General features: G+C 46.9%; 14 protein-coding genes. 3 read left to right on the forward strand and 11 right to left on the reverse strand.

Features of this window, described 5'->3' with window-relative positions; genetic code table 11:
• Nucleotides 1–31: 31 nt before the first annotated feature.
• The 3 genes from nusA to FTU45_RS05540 are packed head-to-tail and all read left to right on the forward strand — an operon-like array spanning nt 32 to nt 4,642.
• Nucleotides 32–1,516 carry a transcription termination factor NusA gene (gene nusA, locus FTU45_RS05530; RefSeq protein WP_005094384.1) on the forward strand — a complete coding sequence of 495 codons (1,485 nt, stop codon included), beginning with the start codon at nt 32–34 and terminating at the stop codon, nt 1,514–1,516.
• Between the two features lie 10 nt (nt 1,517–1,526).
• Complete coding sequence (infB, locus tag FTU45_RS05535) at nt 1,527–4,238, forward strand: translation initiation factor IF-2 (RefSeq protein WP_180076079.1); 2,712 nt, start codon at nt 1,527–1,529, stop codon at nt 4,236–4,238.
• Complete coding sequence (locus FTU45_RS05540) at nt 4,238–4,642, forward strand: ribosome-binding factor A (RefSeq protein WP_005094380.1); 405 nt, start codon at nt 4,238–4,240, stop codon at nt 4,640–4,642. Before infB ends, FTU45_RS05540 begins: the two co-directional genes overlap by 1 nt.
• A gap of 105 nt (nt 4,643–4,747) precedes the next feature.
• On the opposite strand, the gene FTU45_RS05545 is transcribed toward FTU45_RS05540, so the two are convergent.
• From FTU45_RS05545 to FTU45_RS05595, 11 genes are all read right to left on the reverse strand, one after another.
• Nucleotides 4,748–5,152 carry a Na+/H+ antiporter subunit G gene (locus FTU45_RS05545; protein WP_100329411.1) on the reverse strand — a complete coding sequence of 135 codons (405 nt, stop codon included), beginning with the start codon at nt 5,150–5,152 and terminating at the stop codon, nt 4,748–4,750.
• A gap of 10 nt (nt 5,153–5,162) precedes the next feature.
• Nucleotides 5,163–5,438, reverse strand: coding sequence for a monovalent cation/H+ antiporter subunit F (locus FTU45_RS05550; RefSeq protein WP_005094376.1), 276 nt, complete (start codon nt 5,436–5,438; stop codon nt 5,163–5,165).
• Nucleotides 5,435–5,953, reverse strand: coding sequence for a Na+/H+ antiporter subunit E (locus FTU45_RS05555; protein ID WP_005094373.1), 519 nt, complete (start codon nt 5,951–5,953; stop codon nt 5,435–5,437). The genes FTU45_RS05550 and FTU45_RS05555 overlap by 4 nt, the downstream gene beginning before the upstream one ends.
• Entirely contained in the window at nt 5,953–7,761 is a 1,809-nt protein-coding gene (locus FTU45_RS05560) for a monovalent cation/H+ antiporter subunit D (protein ID WP_180076080.1), read from the reverse strand. Before FTU45_RS05560 ends, FTU45_RS05555 begins: the two co-directional genes overlap by 1 nt.
• A complete protein-coding gene (locus FTU45_RS05565) occupies nt 7,761–8,126 on the reverse strand; it encodes a Na+/H+ antiporter subunit C (RefSeq protein ID WP_005168933.1) in 366 nt (121 codons plus the stop codon). The genes FTU45_RS05560 and FTU45_RS05565 overlap by 1 nt, the downstream gene beginning before the upstream one ends.
• Nucleotides 8,127–8,130: 4 nt before the next feature.
• Nucleotides 8,131–10,968: a monovalent cation/H+ antiporter subunit A gene (locus FTU45_RS05570; protein WP_100355185.1), complete on the reverse strand. Its 2,838-nt coding sequence runs from the start codon at nt 10,966–10,968 to the stop codon at nt 8,131–8,133.
• 446 nt (nt 10,969–11,414) lie between these two features.
• Nucleotides 11,415–12,797: an AAA family ATPase gene (locus FTU45_RS05575; RefSeq protein ID WP_180076081.1), complete on the reverse strand. Its 1,383-nt coding sequence runs from the start codon at nt 12,795–12,797 to the stop codon at nt 11,415–11,417.
• Nucleotides 12,798–12,830: 33 nt separating this feature from the next.
• On the reverse strand, nt 12,831–14,333 hold the full coding sequence (locus tag FTU45_RS05580) for a UvrD-helicase domain-containing protein (RefSeq protein WP_180076127.1): 1,503 nt from the start codon (nt 14,331–14,333) through the stop codon (nt 12,831–12,833).
• A 15-nt stretch (nt 14,334–14,348) separates the two neighbouring features.
• On the reverse strand, nt 14,349–15,131 hold the full coding sequence (gene hisIE / locus FTU45_RS05585; protein ID WP_100535249.1) for a bifunctional phosphoribosyl-AMP cyclohydrolase/phosphoribosyl-ATP diphosphatase HisIE: 783 nt from the start codon (nt 15,129–15,131) through the stop codon (nt 14,349–14,351).
• A gap of 226 nt (nt 15,132–15,357) precedes the next feature.
• Nucleotides 15,358–16,245, reverse strand: a complete 888-nt coding sequence (locus tag FTU45_RS05590) for an SDR family NAD(P)-dependent oxidoreductase (protein WP_005265513.1) — start codon at nt 16,243–16,245, stop codon at nt 15,358–15,360.
• A gap of 296 nt (nt 16,246–16,541) precedes the next feature.
• Nucleotides 16,542–17,819 (reverse strand): O-acetylhomoserine aminocarboxypropyltransferase/cysteine synthase family protein, encoded by a 1,278-nt coding sequence (locus tag FTU45_RS05595; RefSeq protein ID WP_074383639.1) that lies wholly within the window; start codon nt 17,817–17,819, stop codon nt 16,542–16,544.
• Between the last annotated feature and the right edge of the window lie 158 nt (nt 17,820–17,977).

The following is a 17,977-nucleotide window of genomic DNA, read 5'->3' on the forward strand; positions in this document are numbered from 1 at the left end:
AATAAATAAAAATTTAACGAATAGGTGACGTATGGCACGTGAAATTCTGACCGTCGTTGAAACGGTTAGTAACGAAAAGGGTGTACCTCGTGAAGCAATTTTCGAAGCGCTTGAGCAAGCTTTAGTTGCGGCGACCAAGAAAAAATTCTACGAAGGAACTCGCTCTGAAGAAGCACGTTTACGTGTGGAAATTGATCGCAAAACAGGTGACTACCGTACTTTTCGTCAGTGGGAAGTAGTCGCTGACGAAGATCATGAAATGCCAGCGTGTCAGGATGCGATTTCTGATCTTGATCCTGCACAATGGTCAATTGGTGATATTCGTGAACTCGAAGTAGAATCGATTGATTTCGGTCGTATTGCAGCACAAATTGCCAAGCAAGTGATTGTACAGAAGATCCGTGAAGCAGAACGCGCACTTGTGGCCGATGCTTACGAATCTAAAGTCGGCGAGCTGATCTATGGTGAAGTGAAGAAACAAACCAAAGATGGTTTTATCATTGACTTGGGTGATAATGCTGAAGCATACCTTGCACGTGAAGAAATGATTCCGAAAGAAATTCTTCGTCCGAAGCAACGTATGAATGCGATTCTGTTCAATGTGAACCGTGAAGGTCGTGGTGCGCAACTCCAGTTGTCACGTGCCAAGCCGGATATGCTGATCGCATTGATGAAGAAAGAGATCCCTGAGATTTCTGAAGAAATTATTGAAATTAAAGCAGCAGCTCGTCAACCAGGCGTGCGTGCTAAAATTGCAGTAAAAACAAATGATCACCGTATTGATCCGGTTGGTGCATGTATTGGTATGCGTGGTACACGTATCCAGGCTGTTCAACAAGAATTGAACGGTGAGCGTATCGATGTCGTGGTATGGTCTGACGACCCTGCCCAGTACATCGCCAGCGCACTGGAACCAGCAGATGTATCGAGTATTGTCATCGATGAAGATGCCCGTACTGCAGACATCATCTTTGCAACGAGTGATCAATTGGCTCGTGCGATTGGTTCACAAGGTCAGAACGTTCGTCTGGCATCAGAATTGACTGGCTACAAGCTGGACATGATGCTGGAAGAGGAATACTACGCCCGTCAACAAAACGAAGCGCAACAGTATCTGGACATGTTTGTAACACGTCTGGATATCGCGGAAGATTTGGCGATGGCACTGGTAGAAATGGGCTTCACCTCGCTTGAAGAAATTGCTTATGTCCCTGCAGAAACGTTTGATGAAATCGAACTTGATGCTGAACTGGTTGAATTATTGCAAAGCCGTGCGAAAGAAATTGCACTTGCTGATGCATTACAACAGCAAGAGAATATACAAGCGCCAAGTGAAGAACTTGTTGCAATGGAAGGCATGACAGCAGAGATCGCGCAAGCTCTAGCAGCTCGTGGTGTGGTAACAGTTGACGATTTGGCAGATCAGGCGACCGACGATATCGAAGATATTGAAGGTTTGGGTGCTGAGAAAGCCGGTCAACTCATTATGAAAGCGCGCGAATCATGGTTTAACTAGGAGGTAGTATATGACGGACAAGTCGATTAAAGAGTTAGCCCTCAGCGTGGGTCGTCCAGTTGAGAAGCTCCTAGAGCAGGTTCGTGAGGCAGGTTTACCACAGCGTAAAGCTGACGATATTATTACCACCGAACAACAAGATAGCTTGATGAGCCATGTGAAGAAATCACAAGGTTCAGAAAGCCAAGCAGGGCAAATCACGTTGAAACGTAAAACAACCAGTACTGCAAAAGTTGCGAGTACTTCAGGTAAGGCGAAAACGATTAATGTAGAAGTTCGCAAGAAGCATACATTTGTTAAGCCTGATCCAGAACAGATCAAAGCAGAAGCATTGGCGAAAGCCAAGGCTGAACAACAGGCCAAAGCTGCGCCTGAGCAGAATACAGCACAAGCTGCTTCTTCTGCTGAAGCTCCGAAAACTGGCGTAAATAACGCGAGTAAAGCTCTAGAAGCGATGCGTGCTGCTGCAAAACAAACCAGCGACAAGCAAGAAGTTTCTAAAGCGGCAGTCGTGGTAAAACGCAAATCGACCAACAAGCCGATTGTAAAACAGGTTGTTAAACAAACTGAAACGGCTGAACAGAAAAAAGCACGTGAAGCTCAGGCAGCGCAATTAAAAGCGACTGAAGAAGCAGCACGTCGTAAAGCGGCTGAAGAAGCGCAGCAACGTACGCTTGAACAAATGCGTCAGATGGCGTCTAAGTACACCGCTGAAGATACAACAGCAACGATTCGTGTCGTAGACGATTCTCCGCTTGCTGCCGGTCTGGTGGGTCAGGCATATGAAGACTCATTTGCCAAAGAAGACCGCGAGATTAAACGTGGTACCAATACCCCAGCTGCACGTGCACCGAAAAAAGGTGGACGTCGTGGTCAGGAAGAGCAGAGCTTCAGCAAACAGCCTAAACGCGGTTTGAAAACCAGCCAGGGCAACAAGCACGGCTTCGAAAAACCTGTGAAGAAACAGGTTTACGATGTTGAAATTGGTGAAACCATTGTTGTGGCTGATTTGGCTGCGAAAATGGCGATCAAGGTTCGTGAAGTTATTAAATCTCTCATGAAAATGGGTGAGCTGGTTACTCAGAACCAAGCCATTGATCAGGAAATTGCAGCATTAATCGTAGAAGAAATGGGTCATAACCCGGTATTGGTTTCTGATACGCAAGCTGAAGATAACCTGCTTGAAGCGGCTGAAGAAGCACGTGGTGCACAAACAACGCGCGCACCAGTGGTTACCATCATGGGCCATGTTGACCATGGTAAAACATCGCTTCTTGACCGTATCCGCCGTGCCAAAGTGGCGCAAGGCGAAGCAGGCGGTATTACCCAGCATATTGGTGCTTACCACGTTACAACCGACAAAGGTATTATTACCTTCCTTGATACTCCGGGACACGCAGCGTTTACTGCAATGCGTTCACGTGGTGCCAAAGCAACGGATATCGTGGTACTGGTTGTTGCAGCAGATGATGGTGTTATGCCACAAACTGCAGAAGCAATCGACCATGCACGTGCTGCAGGTACACCAATCATTGTTGCAATCAACAAGATGGATAAAGAATCTGCTGATCCAGATCGCGTATTGAACGAATTGACCACCAAACAGATCGTACCTGAACAATGGGGCGGTGATGTACCGGTTGCCATGGTTTCGGCGCATTCTGGTCAAGGTATCGATGAACTTCTAGACCTGATTTCGATCCAGGCTGAATTGCTTGAATTGAAAGCATCGGAAGAAGGTGCTGCACAAGGTGTGGTGATTGAAGCACGTGTAGACAACAGCCGTGGTGCGGTAACGTCTATTCTGGTTCAAAACGGTACATTGAAAGTAGGTGACCTGGTTCTTGCCGGTTCATCTTATGGTCGCGTTCGTGCGATGACGGATGAAAATGGTCAGCGTATTAAATCTGCAGGTCCTTCGATTCCAGTGGAAATTCTGGGTCTTCCAGAAGCGCCAATGGCTGGTGACGAAGTTCTTGTGGTGAGCGACGAGAAGAAAGCACGTGAAGTTGCCGATGCGCGTATGGATCGTGAACGTCAAAAACGTCTTGAGCGTCAATCTGCAATGCGTCTTGAAAACATCATGGCGTCTATGGGCAAGAAAGATGTACCTATCGTGAACGTGGTGCTGAAAACTGATGTACGCGGTACATTAGAAGCACTTCATGTGGCACTTGCTGAACTTGCAACTGACGAAGTGAAAGTACGTATTATTGGTTCTGGTGTCGGTGCAATCACTGAGTCAGACGTAACACTGGCTGAATCTTCAGAAGCAGTTCTTCTTGGCTTTAACGTACGTGCGGATACCGCAGCGCGCCAAAAAGCTGATGCAGACAGCATTGATATTCGTTACTACTCAATCATCTATCAATTGATTGACGATGTGAAAGCGGCAATGAGCGGTAAGCTTGAGCCAGAACATCGTGAAACAATTCTAGGTGTGGCGCAAGTACGTGAAGTCTTCCACTCAAGTAAATTCGGTGCTGCTGCAGGCTGTATGGTACTTGAAGGTGTATTGCATCGTAACAAACCGATTCGCGTACTCCGTGATGACGTGGTGGTGTTCCAAGGTGAACTTGAGTCTCTTCGTCGCTATAAAGAAGTGGTTGAAGAAGTTCGTGCCGGCATGGAATGTGGTCTTGCCGTGAAAGGTTACAAAGACATCAAAGCACTCGATAAGATCGAAGTGTACGATGTTAAACTCATTAAACGGAGTCTTTAATGGCGGGTAGTCAACGTCTAAAGCGTATGGCGGATACAGTACAACGTGAGTTGTCCGAACTGATCCGTCAAGAGCTGAAAGATCCACGCTTAGGTGGTCTGGTGACCATCTCTGCCGTGAAGGTGAGCCCGGACTTGGGATATGCGGAAGTTTATGTCACTGTTATGGGACGTGAGCTGGGCGATGAACAAAGTGAAGCGGCGAATAAAGAAACTTTAGAGGTGTTAAACAAAGCCTCTGGTTTCCTGCGTCACGAACTGAGCCGTCGTATCAAAACCCGTATTACACCTCGTCTACGTTTCCATTACGACAAGACCAATGCCTATGGTAACTATATGTTTGGTCTAATTGCTGAAGCTGTGAAGGATTTACCTGAAGCTGAAGCAAAAAAAGATGATGAATAAGTCTTAGGACAATAAAAAAGCCACCTTCGGGTGGCTTTTTTATAGCTGGCTTTATTGAAACTTTAAACATTAGAAGTGAATCGACCTATCTAAAAATAGTCCAAATCAAGTGAGATCATCATTTTTATGATTCATTTTTTTCTCATAAAAAGCACGGCGACGTGAACGTTGCCAAGGCAGGGGACGCTCCAGTGTTTCTGGAGCCTCACCACTTAGCGAGCGTAAACGTAAATGCAATGCTGCCTGCGCCATCAGATTGGCCGATACGGGTGCAGTGATAAAAGCAAACAGGGTAATCAGCACTTCAGCAAAACCGAAACGGCCGTACATGGCAGAAAAAATAATCGCGGCAATCAGAAAACTGCCCAAGCCCAAGGTACTGGATTTGGTCGGTGCATGCAGCCGCATAAACAGATCGGGCAGGCGCACCATCCCGATCCCACCGACCAGCATGAAGAAAGCACCAATCAATAAAAAAATCGAAACTAGTATTTCTAAAATTAACGGCATTTAAAAACTCCTAGTCGATGACATGGCCAGTGGTGAAATAACGCGCCAAGGCTGCTGTAGAGACAAAGCCGAGCATCGCCACCAGTAAAGCCTCTTCAAACAGAAAAGTGCTGCTCCAGTAAATTCCCAAAATGACAATCAGACAGGTGGCATTCAGGAACAGGGTATCGAGTGCCAGGAGGCGGTCAACGATAGAAGGGCCGGTAATGAGTCGGATCAGGCAGAGTAACATCGAGACAGTGACTGCACCCAGGCAAATCATTAATGCATAAGGCAGAATCGTCATATTTTTTCTCCTGTCTGTGCGCTGAAAATTTTAAGCAAGGGCTGTTCATAACGTTGTTTGATCAGCTCGATTTCAGCTGCTTCATCATCCGTGCTTAAAGCATGCACCAGAATATCACCACGATCCTGATCAATACCGGCAGTGACTGTGCCCGGTGTAGTGGTAATAATCATGGCCAGTAAGGTGTTGACTTCTTCATGCTCGGTTTCCAGAGGCACACGGAACCATTTGGGATGTAGGTTTTTGGTCGGACCCAAGACCAGTTTTGCAACTTTAAGATTGGCCACCACAATGTCCCAGACCACGACAAAGAACAGACGCAGCGCAGGCCGCCACTGGATATTCGGGGTATAGTCAATAAACGGCGCGACCATTTTGGGAATGACAATCGCAAGAAGCAGGGCCACCAGCAAGGTTCCGGCTTCTGTGCTATGTGACAGTAAAGTCCAGCTGAGCCCCACGATTACAGAAACCAACGGGTGCGGGAACCAACGTTGCAGGAATGATTCAGCCATTAAGGTCCCTCCGCCGGTTTAAGTTGATTATCATCATGTTGGGTTTGTTCAATATGCTGCTGGTCAATCTGACGTTGTTTGAATTCAGAAATATTTTCACCTTCCAAAGTGGCTTCTGAAATCATATAAGGAATCAGATGTGCATTTGGATCCACCACCTCGCCACCATATTTGGTTTCTGGCAAATAACTTGGATCAAAGGGTTGCACACTAATAAATTGACCTTCTGCATCACGTTTTAACAGGGCAGCTTCATAGACCGGATTGTTTTTAATCTGTTCTGCCGTCTGATAGTTATATTGATAGATCGGTCCAGCAAATACAACATAAGCTGTTAAGCCGGCAAGTAGCAAATAGATCGTGTGATCATTACGTGCAGGTGCCTTACTGGGTAAAGCTTCATATTTGTGGAAATCGTCAGAATTCAAATCATCTTCAGGTTTGGTCGAGCGCCAGAACAGCATAAAGCCGACTCGAGTAAAAGCCAGAATACTGAGGAAACTCACCAGCAGAATGGTCAGGATAATGATCATCTGATGCTCTGAATTGGCAGAAGCCTGCAAAATAAAGACTTTGCCAAAGAAGCCGCTGAACGGTGGCAGACCGGCCATCATCAAGGCAATGATGAAATAGATAATCGAAACCAGCTTGTTCTGTTTCATCAGCGGTGCGATTTTAAAATGATCTTTGAACTCACCGCGCTGTGAGGTAATCCAGCCAGACAGGATATAAAATGCTGCAGCAATCAGGGTACTGTGTACCATATAGTACAGGGCGCCGGCCCAGGCTGCAGTCGTATTCATGCCAATCGCCACCAGAATCGTGCCGACTGAAGACAGCACCATAAAGCCGACAAAACGGCGCAGGCGTTCTGTACCAATCGCACAAATGACACCATAAACTGAAGTAATCAGACCAATCACCAGTAGACAGTTCATTAGAATCTGATGGCTATACTCATCATCAAAAACAGTTCCATTGATTCGCAAAATCGCATAGATCCCGACTTTGGTCATGATGGTAAAGAGTGCGGCAACAGGGGTGGTGGCTACGGCATAGGTTTTGGGTAACCAGAAGCCCACCGGCAGCATTGCCGCCTTAATCCCGAAGACCACGAATAGCATGAGTCCACCGGCAACGGCCAGTTTATGCTGATCTGCTGCCAAGGTAGGCATTAAGCGCGCCACATCGGCCATGTTCAGACTGCCGACACTGCCATAAATCATGCCGAGTCCAATCAGGAACAGCGCAGAAGCCAGCAGGTTAATGGTGACGTAATGAATTCCCAGCTGGAAACGCGCCTTGCCCTGTCCATGTAATAGCAGCACATAGGATGCCATCAACAAGATTTCAAAGAATACGAACAGGTTGAATAAGTCACCGGTCAGGAAGGCGCCGGTCAGGCCCATCAGCAGGAAATGCACCATGGTATGGAAATAACGGCCACGGGTATCCCATTCTTTACTGGCATACCAGACCACCGGTACTGCCAGGGCATAGGTCAACACCAGCATCATGGCAGAGAGTTGGTCCAGCACCAGCACGATCCCAAAAGGTGCCGCCCATTCGCCCAGTGTATATACACTGACTTGACCCTGACTGCTGTCAATTAAATAACTGACCGCAATGATCAGACCCAAGATACCCGAGATATGGCTGATACCACGACGCCAAGGCTGACGCCAGTCTGTGGTCAGGGAGCCAGAACCCGGATTGCCTAAAAGTACCAGACTAAAAGCGGTAAGGGCCGGTAAAAGAATACTGAAAATTGGCGTATGTTGAGACCAGAAGTGAAGAAGATCAGTCATTAAGGCTCATCCTCACGTGGGTCAATCTGAGGTGTTTCTTCTTTTGAATCAACGTGGTCTGTTCCTGATTCATAACGGCTACGCAGTGCCAGCTGAACAATAAAGGCAGTGGTGGCAAAGCCAATCACGATGGCGGTCAGCACCAGTGCCTGCGGAAGGGGATCGGTGACTCTGGAGGCCTCGGTCAATACTGCAGGCGAATTCATCTGGATCCGCCCCATGGCAAATAAAAACAGGTTGACCGCATAACCAATCATGGCCAAGCCCAGCACCACCGGAAAAGTACGCGCACGCAGAATCAGATAGATTCCGGTGGCGGCGAGTAGACCAATGGCGGAGGCTAATAAAAACTCTAAACTCATCATTCTATTATCCTCTTGGTACTGGGCCAGTCATACTGGAGTGACGTGAATCGCCCAGCACAGAAATCATCAGCATGGTCGCACCGACTACAGTGACATAGACACCGACATCAAACAGCGCCGCCGAAGCCAGATGCATTTCTCCAATCACGGGTGGCGAGACATAGATATGCGCGCTGGTCAGGAATGGGCGTGACCAGAACCAGGCCGCAACCCCGGTCAAACCGGCAATAGTTAAACCCACGCCAATCCAGATTTCATACAAACGACCAGATTTGGCACCCAGCAACTGTTCAGTTTTATCCTGTCCCACTGCAATATATTGAATAATTAAGGCTAGTGAGGTGACTAATCCTGCAATGAATCCACCGCCCGGCAGGTTATGGCCACGCATAAAGATATACAGGCTGACTACCAGAGCTACAGGTAAAATCCATGATGCCGTGATACGTAACATCAAGGGGGAGGGATTAAATCGATAGGTCAAACCTTGGGTCATGGTGGTGCCATGCGCACGCATGCCATCCATCAGGCTAAGCACACCAATCGCGGCAATCCCGAGTACAGTAATTTCGCCGAAGGTATCGAAACCACGGAAGTCGACCAGAATCACATTGACCACATTGGTTCCGCCGCCGAGTGGAATTGACTGCTGCAGGAAGAACCATGAAATAGAATTATGATCACGGGTCATGATCAGCCAGGCGATGGTGGCAATACCGAGACCGCCGCCCAGCGCAATGATCGCATCACGCCAGCGCCGGGTTGGACTGGATTCATAAGGGGTTAGCTGCGGTAGCAGAGATAAACTCATTAATAACAAGACGGTGGTTACTACATCGACCGTAATTTGGGTCAATGCCAGGTCAGGTGCCGAGAAGCCAATAAAGACCATGGTCACCACCAGACCTACTGCACCACTGATCAGTACCGCTTTAATCCGTTCATGATGGAACCATAGCAGCATCCAGCAGGCAGAGAACAGCAACATCCACAAGACAATGGCCAGGGCAGGGGCATGGGTCAGCTCACGCGTACCGCTACCGATACCATTGGATAACAATGGGAAACCAACCAGGCCGATGGTAAAGATCACAATCCACAATAAATAGCTTTGTAATTTGCCAGTTTCAGTGGCACGGCGGAAACGACGTGAATTTAACAGCAGATTTTTCAGGAACAGGTCAAACAGGATCCGACCCTGTAAGCGGCCCAGTTTTGGATCCAGATCAATTTCACGTAAGGCACCACCTTTGGCCAGAGAAAAGTAAAACACTGCACCACCGGCCAAAGCAATCACACTCATTAATAATGGCAGATTAAACCCATGCCAGAGGGCCAGATGCGTACCTTCAAAAGCAAAATTTTGAGTCGTTGCCTGCGTGGTACTATTCACGATTTTTTCGACCAAAAGTGCGGGCAATAGACCCACTAAAATACATAGAAATGCCAGTAAAGTGGCGGGTGCGCGCATGCCAAATGGTGGCTCATGCGCATTTTTATTCGGGACTTGCTTGCCCAGTGGGCCGTCGAAAAATACCCCATGCACCAGACGAATCGAATAAGTGACTGCAAAAATTCCGGCCAATGTCGCCACAATGGCTGAACCGACCAGCACTGGCCCGCTTAAATTGGCCACCAGCTCAGTAAAGAACATCTCTTTGGAGAGGAAACCATTGGTCAATGGAACACCGGCCATAGAGGCCGCAGTGATCATGGTCAGCGTTGCAGTAAAGGGCAGCAGTTGCCATAGACCTGAAAGCTTACGTAAATCACGGGTGCCAGATTCATGATCGATAATACCGGCAATCATAAACAGGGCCGCTTTAAAGGTGGCATGGTTAATAATATGGAAAATTGCTGCTGCGACTGCCAGTGGAGAACCAATCCCGAGCAGACACATGATCAGACCCAGATGACTGATGGTTGAATAGGCCAACAGGCCTTTCAGATCTTCCTTAAAAATGGCAAAAAAGGCGGCCATGCACAGGGTAAACAGACCGACAAAGGTCACAATATTATGAAACAGTGCCGCGCCAGCAAAAATCGGGAGTAAACGTGCGACCAGAAACAGGCCGGCTTTGACCATGGTGGCCGAGTGTAAATAGGCAGAGACCGGTGTCGGTGCTGCCATGGCATTGGGTAACCAGAAATGGAAGGGGAACTGCGCACTTTTGGTAAAGGCACCGAGTAAAATCAGCAACAAAGTGGGAACAAATAGCGCATGTGACTGGATCTGTTCAGTCATCGTCAGGATTTGATCAATCTGATAAGTGCCGGTAATTTGACCCAGCAGGATGAAGCCACCAAGCATGGCCAAGCCACCCATGCCGGTAATGGTCAAGGCCATACGTGAGCCGCGCTGTGCGGCTTCGTAATTGCTCCAATAGCCCACCAGTAAAAATGATGAAATACTGGTAAGTTCCCAGAAAACCAGCAGGATCAGCAAGTTATTCGACAATGAAATTCCGAGCATGGCTGCCATAAACAGCATCAGCAAGAAATAAAGTTTGCTCAGCGAATTTTTAGGATTGAGATAATAATAGGCATAAATATAGATCAGGGTGCCTATGCCACTGATCAGCAAGGCAAACAGCAGGGCCAGAGAATCCAGACGGAAACTGAAATCGATCCCGAGCTGGGGCAGCCAGGACCAGGTCTGAATGATCACGACACCATCAAAGATGGCAGGCGCCTGACTCAATAATAATAAGAAACTGCTGAGGCTGACACCAATTGCCCCTAAAGCCGTTACCCCGCGCGAAAATTGCTTCAGCCACGAGACAAGGGTTGTGCCTAATACTAACGGTAACAATATAATAATCGGCAGCACACTCGTATCCATTGTCGTGATTTAGGTTGTGACCAACCTAGGGTGAATCTTCATCTTTCAAGGACTACAGGATTACAAGGAGCAACCCAAACTTCTCAATCTTGAAAGCCAAAAGAATATTCAAAAAGAATATAAAAACAGTTGTATTGCGCAACTTATAAACGATAGCAAATTCCGATTTTACAATGAAATTCGCAAATAAAACCGATCATATTACAGGATAACAACAACATCAACGTTTTTATGTCGAACTTATAAATTATACGCGAGCAGGCTTTTGGCGTGGGGTGGATGCTTAAACAGATCATCCAGAAGTGACCGAAAATTAAGATTAAATTGCAAGCATTGATTGTAAATATGACTAAATGCAGTTTTACAATTGCAAAAAGACAGCACTAAAATGGTCTGAATAAATCTCGATATTCATTGAAACGCTCATTACTGTTTTTCAACGTTACTTAGAGCGATTGCGGTAGCGTCGGCTGATCCTGAGCAAGTAAACGTAACAATTCCTGCTGCTGTTCAGGACTCAACTGTTGCTGAATCCGCTGTAATACAGCAAGCGGCGTAGCCGGTTCGGTGACGGCTTCTATTAGCGCTTCTTCGGCAGGAATTGCGTCTGGATCAGTATGTAGACCCATTTCGGCATAGATCTGATCAAACTGGGTTTTCATGCTTTCAAGATGAATTGGATGCAACTGTTTATTTTCGAGTCTTAAGCACTGAAAGGCCTGTGCCTGTTCCAGTAACTCAGGTCGGTTGCCGGTGGCAATAATTTGCAAGTTAGGAAATGCCTGATGCAGACGCGGCAGAATCTCTGCTGCCAGATCCTGATCCAGCTGATGATCAATGGCATCAATCAACAACACTCCTGTACCTTCCTGACATGGAAATAAACTGTTCGGATTGAGCAGACAAAGACGCCGTACAATATCGCCCACCAGCGCAATCCAGGTGCGGATGCTATTGGGAAGTTGCTGAAAAGTAAAACTCTTGTCCTGATAGGTCAGCATCAGTTGCAGCTTGGGCTGGTATTTTAACTCAATCTGGCTGATGTCAGGCAATACCTGCGACAAGGCATTTTTTAAGGCCGTTAAATGCGGGGTATGGAGCTGTGCTTGCGCTTTTTCAATCTGCCGCGCCAGTTCATCTCCCCGAATATCTTCAGGTTGCTGCAAGGCACGTGCTAAAATCTGATCCATGATCTTGGCGCTTTGCGCATTTTCAATATCACTGACTTCACGCAACCATTCAAAGAAACGGGCAAAGGTCGTAAACGGAATCGCGCTAATGTCGTAAGCATGCGCTGTATGGAAAATAGCCGGATTGTTTTTGCTGATCAGATTGACGTCATTGACAAAGCGGTCGGCAGGATAATAGGCAATCAGCGGCAAGCCGAGCAGAGGATCATTGAATCGGGCTTTCTGATAAAGGCCAAGCATGCTGTCCAGTTGCGCGGTTTCGGCTTTGCTAAAGCCGAGTCCTTGACTATTTAAAGTCTTATAGACTTGCCAGGAACAGCTCTGTTGCTGTGTAGCTTCAGTCTGGCTGGATTCTGTAAGCGCTGAAACCTCTTCGGGAAAGCCAACCCGGATATCAATTTTGGATTGCAGCCGGTGTTGCATGATGTCCTGATCTTGCATCACCAGACCGGCAGCCCGGCTATCGCGATAACGTGCTGCAAACCAGGTCAGCGCCTGATAAGCACAGCGTAACAAAGTGGTTTTGCCAGTACCCTGATTGCCCAAAATTAAGGTAAGCGGATATTGTGAATGATCAAGCTGAAGCTGAATCTCTGGAAAATGCAGGGTGTGTTTCAGTTGAAGCGCTTCGATGTGCATAGGTCACCTGTACCATGATTTTACATCCATACCTTAACCGACGGCTTGACGAAGCGACTGCGGCATCTTGATCTTCAGTTGTTGAATCAGGTCATAAATGTGATGAATATTTAAGCTTACTTTAGCACGTGTACAGGCCACGTAAAGTAAACGTAGCTCTTCATCACTAATTTTATGATCTTTTTCATTCAGCTTAAACTGATAGTCATCTTCAATATGCACCCGTTCCCACTCCAGACCTTTGGCCTTATGTGCAGTGGAAATAATATAGTCCGCCTGTCCAATCGGGGTGATTTTGGCCAAGGCTTTTTTCAATGGATCGGTGCCATGTTCATCGACTAGTTTAACCAGCGGTTTGATATCGCTGCCTTCATTGGTTTCACAGTATTCATGCACATCATGCCAAGAATTAAACCAGGCCAGTTCCGGCACATCAATCACCCGTTTGCCTTGTTTGAGCATGGCAGCCGCATCGACAAAACGATTCAGTTTGACATGATCGGCTTGCAGGCTGACTTTATCACCACGCACCAGTCCGGCAAGTAACAGTTCCATGGCCCGGGCATTGGTCCGGCACAGAATCGCATCACGCATTTTGGTATGCGGTTTATTCACGACTTTAGAATCTAACAACGGATTGCCAAGCAAAGGCACGGTTTCATTCAGTGCACCTAAAATGGCATTGGCATTTAACGCGATTTCAGGGCCAAAACGAAACGATGTGGTCAGGCGTGATTCGGGTAAAGGCAGTTGCTGCATGGCATTCACCGCACCGCGCCAAGCATAAATCTGCTGATGCGCATCACCGACATAAATCACCTGAGTATTCCGCTGTTTCAGCAAAATTCCGAGCATGAGTGGGTCGGCATCCTGCGCTTCATCAAACAGCACATAATCGGCCGGAATATTCGGTTCAGACAGCGCCCAGAGTTTCAGGTAAATATCATGGCCAATCCCGGCCTGATGATTGGGATCGATTGATTCTAGCCAGCGCCGTTCTACGGCCGGATAGAGTTTCTTTTGCAGAATTTCAATATCATCTGGATGCAACCAGCTCGGTGCCTGAATATGCCGCGGAGCAGGGTATTGCGAACTGGTCGAACAGAAATAGCCAACCGCATTGGCGACTAAACTCGCCAGACGCGAAGGCATCAAGACATATTTTTCATAACGCCCACCCATCATACGGCGCATGGTCATCGGTTCCAGATGGTATTCTTTGGCAATAAAGCTTGGGCTTAAACGGGGCAGACGCAGCTTGTCGGTGATTCCACGTGGAACACTGCGAAATGCCAGCGAGTGAAAAGTGCGGCAATCTACGCCGCGATGAAATTTGGCTTGCGCTTCACTGGCAATGGCTTTGTTGAAAGCCAGATACATGCCACGCCGTTCAGGCATGGCATCACTGATCATTTGTAGTGTGGTGGTTTTACCTGTGCCGGCATAGGCAATCACTTTAAAGGAATTACCCAGACGGGCATTATCGATGGCAGTGGCCTGCTCATAAGTGGCCTTGGGTTTTTGCAGATCAGACACAGGCATATTCATCATTTAATGCTGACGGCTGGCTTTTTCAACCAGACCGGATAAGCCCTGACGACGTGCCAGCTCATTCAAGACCAGTTGCGGTTCGATATCGAAATAACCCAGCATCACAATGGTATGGAACCACAGATCAGCAACTTCATAGATCAGATCATTTTTATTGTCTTCAGAGACCTGAGCGTTGAAATCTTTGGCAGCCAGCACAGTTTCAAAGCTTTCTTCACCGACTTTTTCTAAAATCTTGTTCAGGCCTTTGTGATAGAGCTTGGCCACATAAGAGGAATCCGGATCGGCCTGTTTGCGTTCTGCCATCATCTGGCCCAGATAGGACAAGACTTCGACCTGTTCAGACTGGGCGCTTGACGCTTCCATCGCCAGCGTATGCGGATTTGTGGATTTTTCACCATAAATTGCAGACGGGTGTTTCAGCTGTGCATCGACAATTTCCCAGCCATTTGGCGTGAGTTTACGATAGAAACATGATTCACGACCAGTATGACAAGCGATGCCGCCATGCTGTTCAATTTGCAGCACAATTACATCGGCATCACAGTCCAGACGGATTTCATGTACGGTTTGAAAATGTCCTGATTCTTCGCCCTTATGCCATAACTTGCTGCGTGAACGGGAGAAATACACGGCTTGGTTTTTCTCAGCCGTTAGTGCTAGCGCTTCACGGTTCATCCAGGCCACCATCAAGACACGACCAGTTTGATGATGCTGGGCAATGGCAGGGACTAATCCTTGTTCGTTAAATTTTACTTCATCGAGCCATCGCGCGTTGTTCATAAGGGTTTCCATCATTTCAATCAAAATATAAAAATACGGATAGGAAATATCCGCAGATAGTGTACGTGATCTCGCAGCATTTGCGGCAAAAATCTGTGTCGATAAAGACAGGCTATGTCGTGTGTGATCCAGATGAGCTTGCTTTCACCTAGAGATTTAAAACTGAGACATCAAAAAAGCCGCCCGGTCGGCGGCTCGTATTTTTAGGAAATTATCCCAGTAAAAATTACCAGTGTTCGCCCGGGAACAGCCGTGCATATGCTTTTTGCACCAAATTTAATTTTTGTGGTTGACCCACAGAGGCACTTGAACTTGGGAACAGGTTATAACCAATCGACATCAGAACATTGTTGATATCCGGAGCAATCGAATAAGTAATCGAGGCCAGACGACCCAAACCGGTCGCAACTTTCTTCGGACGTTTCACGATGGCATAGGCAATCAGGTCAGCTGCCTGTTCCGGAGAAAGTGTCGGGACGTATTTATAAATTTTGGTTGGTGCAATCATCGGAGTGCGTACCAAAGGCATATAGATCGAGGTGATGGCGATTTTATGCGAATGTACTTCTGCAGACAGGCAGCGACTAAAAGCATCCAGCGCAGCTTTTGAAGCAACATAGGCCGAAAAACGGGTGGCATTGGCCAGTACGCCAATCGAACTGATGTTAATGATATGACCCGCGCGACGAATCATCATTTGCGGCAGGATATTCATGACCAGACGCACGGCGCCGAAATAGTTCAGCTGCATGGTTCGTTCAAAATCATGGAAGCGGTCGACCGATTCATGCACGGCGCGACGAATCGAACGACCCGCATTATTGATCAGAATATCAATATGATCGACTGAGGCAATGATCTGTTTGGAGACCTCATCAATCGCCTCCATATTGTTTAAATCGCATGGAAAGATTGAGGCTTTGCCGCCTTTGGCTTCAATGTCTGCTTTTACTTGTTCTAGGGTTTCTTGAGTACGGGCCACCAGTAAAACATGCGCACCTGCATCGGCCAGTTGATGTGCCGTCGTTAACCCAATACCGCTGGATGCGCCGGTGATCAGGACGGTTTTACCTGCAACACGTTTTTCCAGTTGTTTGTGTAGTCTAGTTTTCACGTTTGTTATCCCTAATTTGAAGTCAGCGTTCAAATTATTTTTATTAAAGGTCTATGGCGCTCTAACAGAAGATGAGAGCGAAGGTGAGTCAAGATATGATAACCAATTCTTCAAGAAAATCTATAAATTAAACTATTGAAATTAAAATAAAAATTAGAGTAATTGCTCTATTTGTGTTCGCTATTTCATTTAACTTTTACCATGAAAATAAAAAGCAAAGCAAGTGGCTGTTTTAGAATATAAATAAAAAAACTCCACCAGAAAGGGTGGAGTTTTGAGTCAGATGAAACACGCCTTTAAACGGTCGCTAGTGCCTGTTCCAGATCCGCGATCAGGTCATCAATATGTTCAATCCCAATCGAGAGTCGCACCATATCTTCACTGACACCTGCTGATTTTAACTCCTCGGCATTGAGTTGGCGATGTGTGGTGGTCGCCGGATGACAAGCGAGACTTTTGGCATCGCCGATATTGACCAGACGGGTAAACAGTTGCAGCGCATCAATAAAACGTGTGCCGCCTTCAAGACCATGCTCTACGCCAAAGGTCAGAATTGCAGACGGTTTACCTTTCACATATTTTTGTGCCAAGGCATGTTGTGGATGATCTTTCAGACCAGCGTAATTGACCCATTTTACTTTAGGATGCTGCTGTAAATATTCCGCAATTTTAAGCGCATTTTCAGTATGACGCTCCATACGCAGACTTAAAGTTTCCAAACCTTGCAGGATCAGAAACACATTCTGCGGGCTGATCGCGGCCCCAGTATTGCGTAGTGGCACCACACGCGCTCGAGCGATATAAGCCGCTTCACCGAGAACTTCGACATAGTTTACGCCATGATAACTTGGATCGGGGGTATTCAGCGCGGGAAAGCGTTCAGGATATTTACCCCACGGGAATTTACCGCTATCGACAATGATGCCACCAATCGAATTGCCATGACCGCCGATATATTTGGTCAATGAATGCACGATAATGTCGGCACCAAAATCAAAAGATTTTTGTAGTACTGGCGTTGCCACCGTATTGTCAACAATCACGGGCACACCGTACTCATGCGCGATTTTTGCAATCTCTTCCAGATCAATAATATTACCCAGTGGATTACCAATGGATTCCACAAAGACCAGTTTGGTCTTGTCATCAATTAAACTACGCAAGCTTTCCGGTTTTTCATAATCAAAGAAACGCACGTCAATACCTTGCTTCGGCAGGGTGTGTGCGAATAGGTTATAGGTGCCGCCATAGAGCGTAGATACGGATGCAATATTGTCACCGGCTTCAGCAATGGTCTGAATCGCATAGGTAATTGCAGCCATACCAGACGCTAAAGCAAGTGCGCCAATCCCGCCTTCAAGTGCGGCAATACGTTGCTCTAACACCGCCGTGGTCGGGTTCATGATCCGGGTATAGATATTGCCCTGTACCTTTAAATCGAACAAATCGGCCCCATGTTGAGTATTGTCAAAGGCATAAGACGTAGTTTGGTAAATTGGCACTGCAACTGCTTTGGTGGTGGCTTCAGGGCTATAACCTGCATGAATCGCAAGGGTTTCTGCTTTATAACTCATTATGACTGATCTTCTTGTGTTTAAGTTTATGACTTGAGTGTAACATTTTCATATATAAGTAAAAGTGCAATTTTACTGAAATAGATAGATGAAATAATCATATATAAATTGGGATTCGATGCACTTATTTGACTTAAATCAGCTGTTTGAAAAATCAC

It is taken from the genome of Acinetobacter sp. YH12106, from assembly GCF_013418995.1.
Taxonomy (GTDB): Bacteria; Pseudomonadota; Gammaproteobacteria; order Pseudomonadales; family Moraxellaceae; genus Acinetobacter; species Acinetobacter pseudolwoffii.

Excerpts from the sequence above, each read along its gene's own strand:
- FTU45_RS05550 (WP_005094376.1), bottom strand. The coding sequence starts at position 5,438 with ATGACGATTCTGCCTTATGCATTAATGATTTGCCTGGGTGCAGTCACT.
- FTU45_RS05545 (WP_100329411.1), bottom strand. The coding sequence starts at position 5,152 with ATGCCGTTAATTTTAGAAATACTAGTTTCGATTTTTTTATTGATTGGT.
- FTU45_RS05575 (WP_180076081.1), bottom strand. The coding sequence starts at position 12,797 with ATGCACATCGAAGCGCTTCAACTGAAACACACCCTGCATTTTCCAGAG.
- infB (WP_180076079.1), top strand. The coding sequence starts at position 1,527 with ATGACGGACAAGTCGATTAAAGAGTTAGCCCTCAGCGTGGGTCGTCCA.
- FTU45_RS05570 (WP_100355185.1), bottom strand. The coding sequence starts at position 10,968 with ATGGATACGAGTGTGCTGCCGATTATTATATTGTTACCGTTAGTATTA.
- FTU45_RS05540 (WP_005094380.1), top strand. The coding sequence starts at position 4,238 with ATGGCGGGTAGTCAACGTCTAAAGCGTATGGCGGATACAGTACAACGT.
- FTU45_RS05555 (WP_005094373.1), bottom strand. The coding sequence starts at position 5,953 with ATGGCTGAATCATTCCTGCAACGTTGGTTCCCGCACCCGTTGGTTTCT.
- nusA (WP_005094384.1), top strand. The coding sequence starts at position 32 with ATGGCACGTGAAATTCTGACCGTCGTTGAAACGGTTAGTAACGAAAAG.
- hisIE (WP_100535249.1), bottom strand. The coding sequence starts at position 15,131 with ATGAACAACGCGCGATGGCTCGATGAAGTAAAATTTAACGAACAAGGA.
- FTU45_RS05565 (WP_005168933.1), bottom strand. The coding sequence starts at position 8,126 with ATGATGAGTTTAGAGTTTTTATTAGCCTCCGCCATTGGTCTACTCGCC.
- FTU45_RS05595 (WP_074383639.1), bottom strand. The coding sequence starts at position 17,819 with ATGAGTTATAAAGCAGAAACCCTTGCGATTCATGCAGGTTATAGCCCT.
- FTU45_RS05560 (WP_180076080.1), bottom strand. The coding sequence starts at position 7,761 with ATGACTGATCTTCTTCACTTCTGGTCTCAACATACGCCAATTTTCAGT.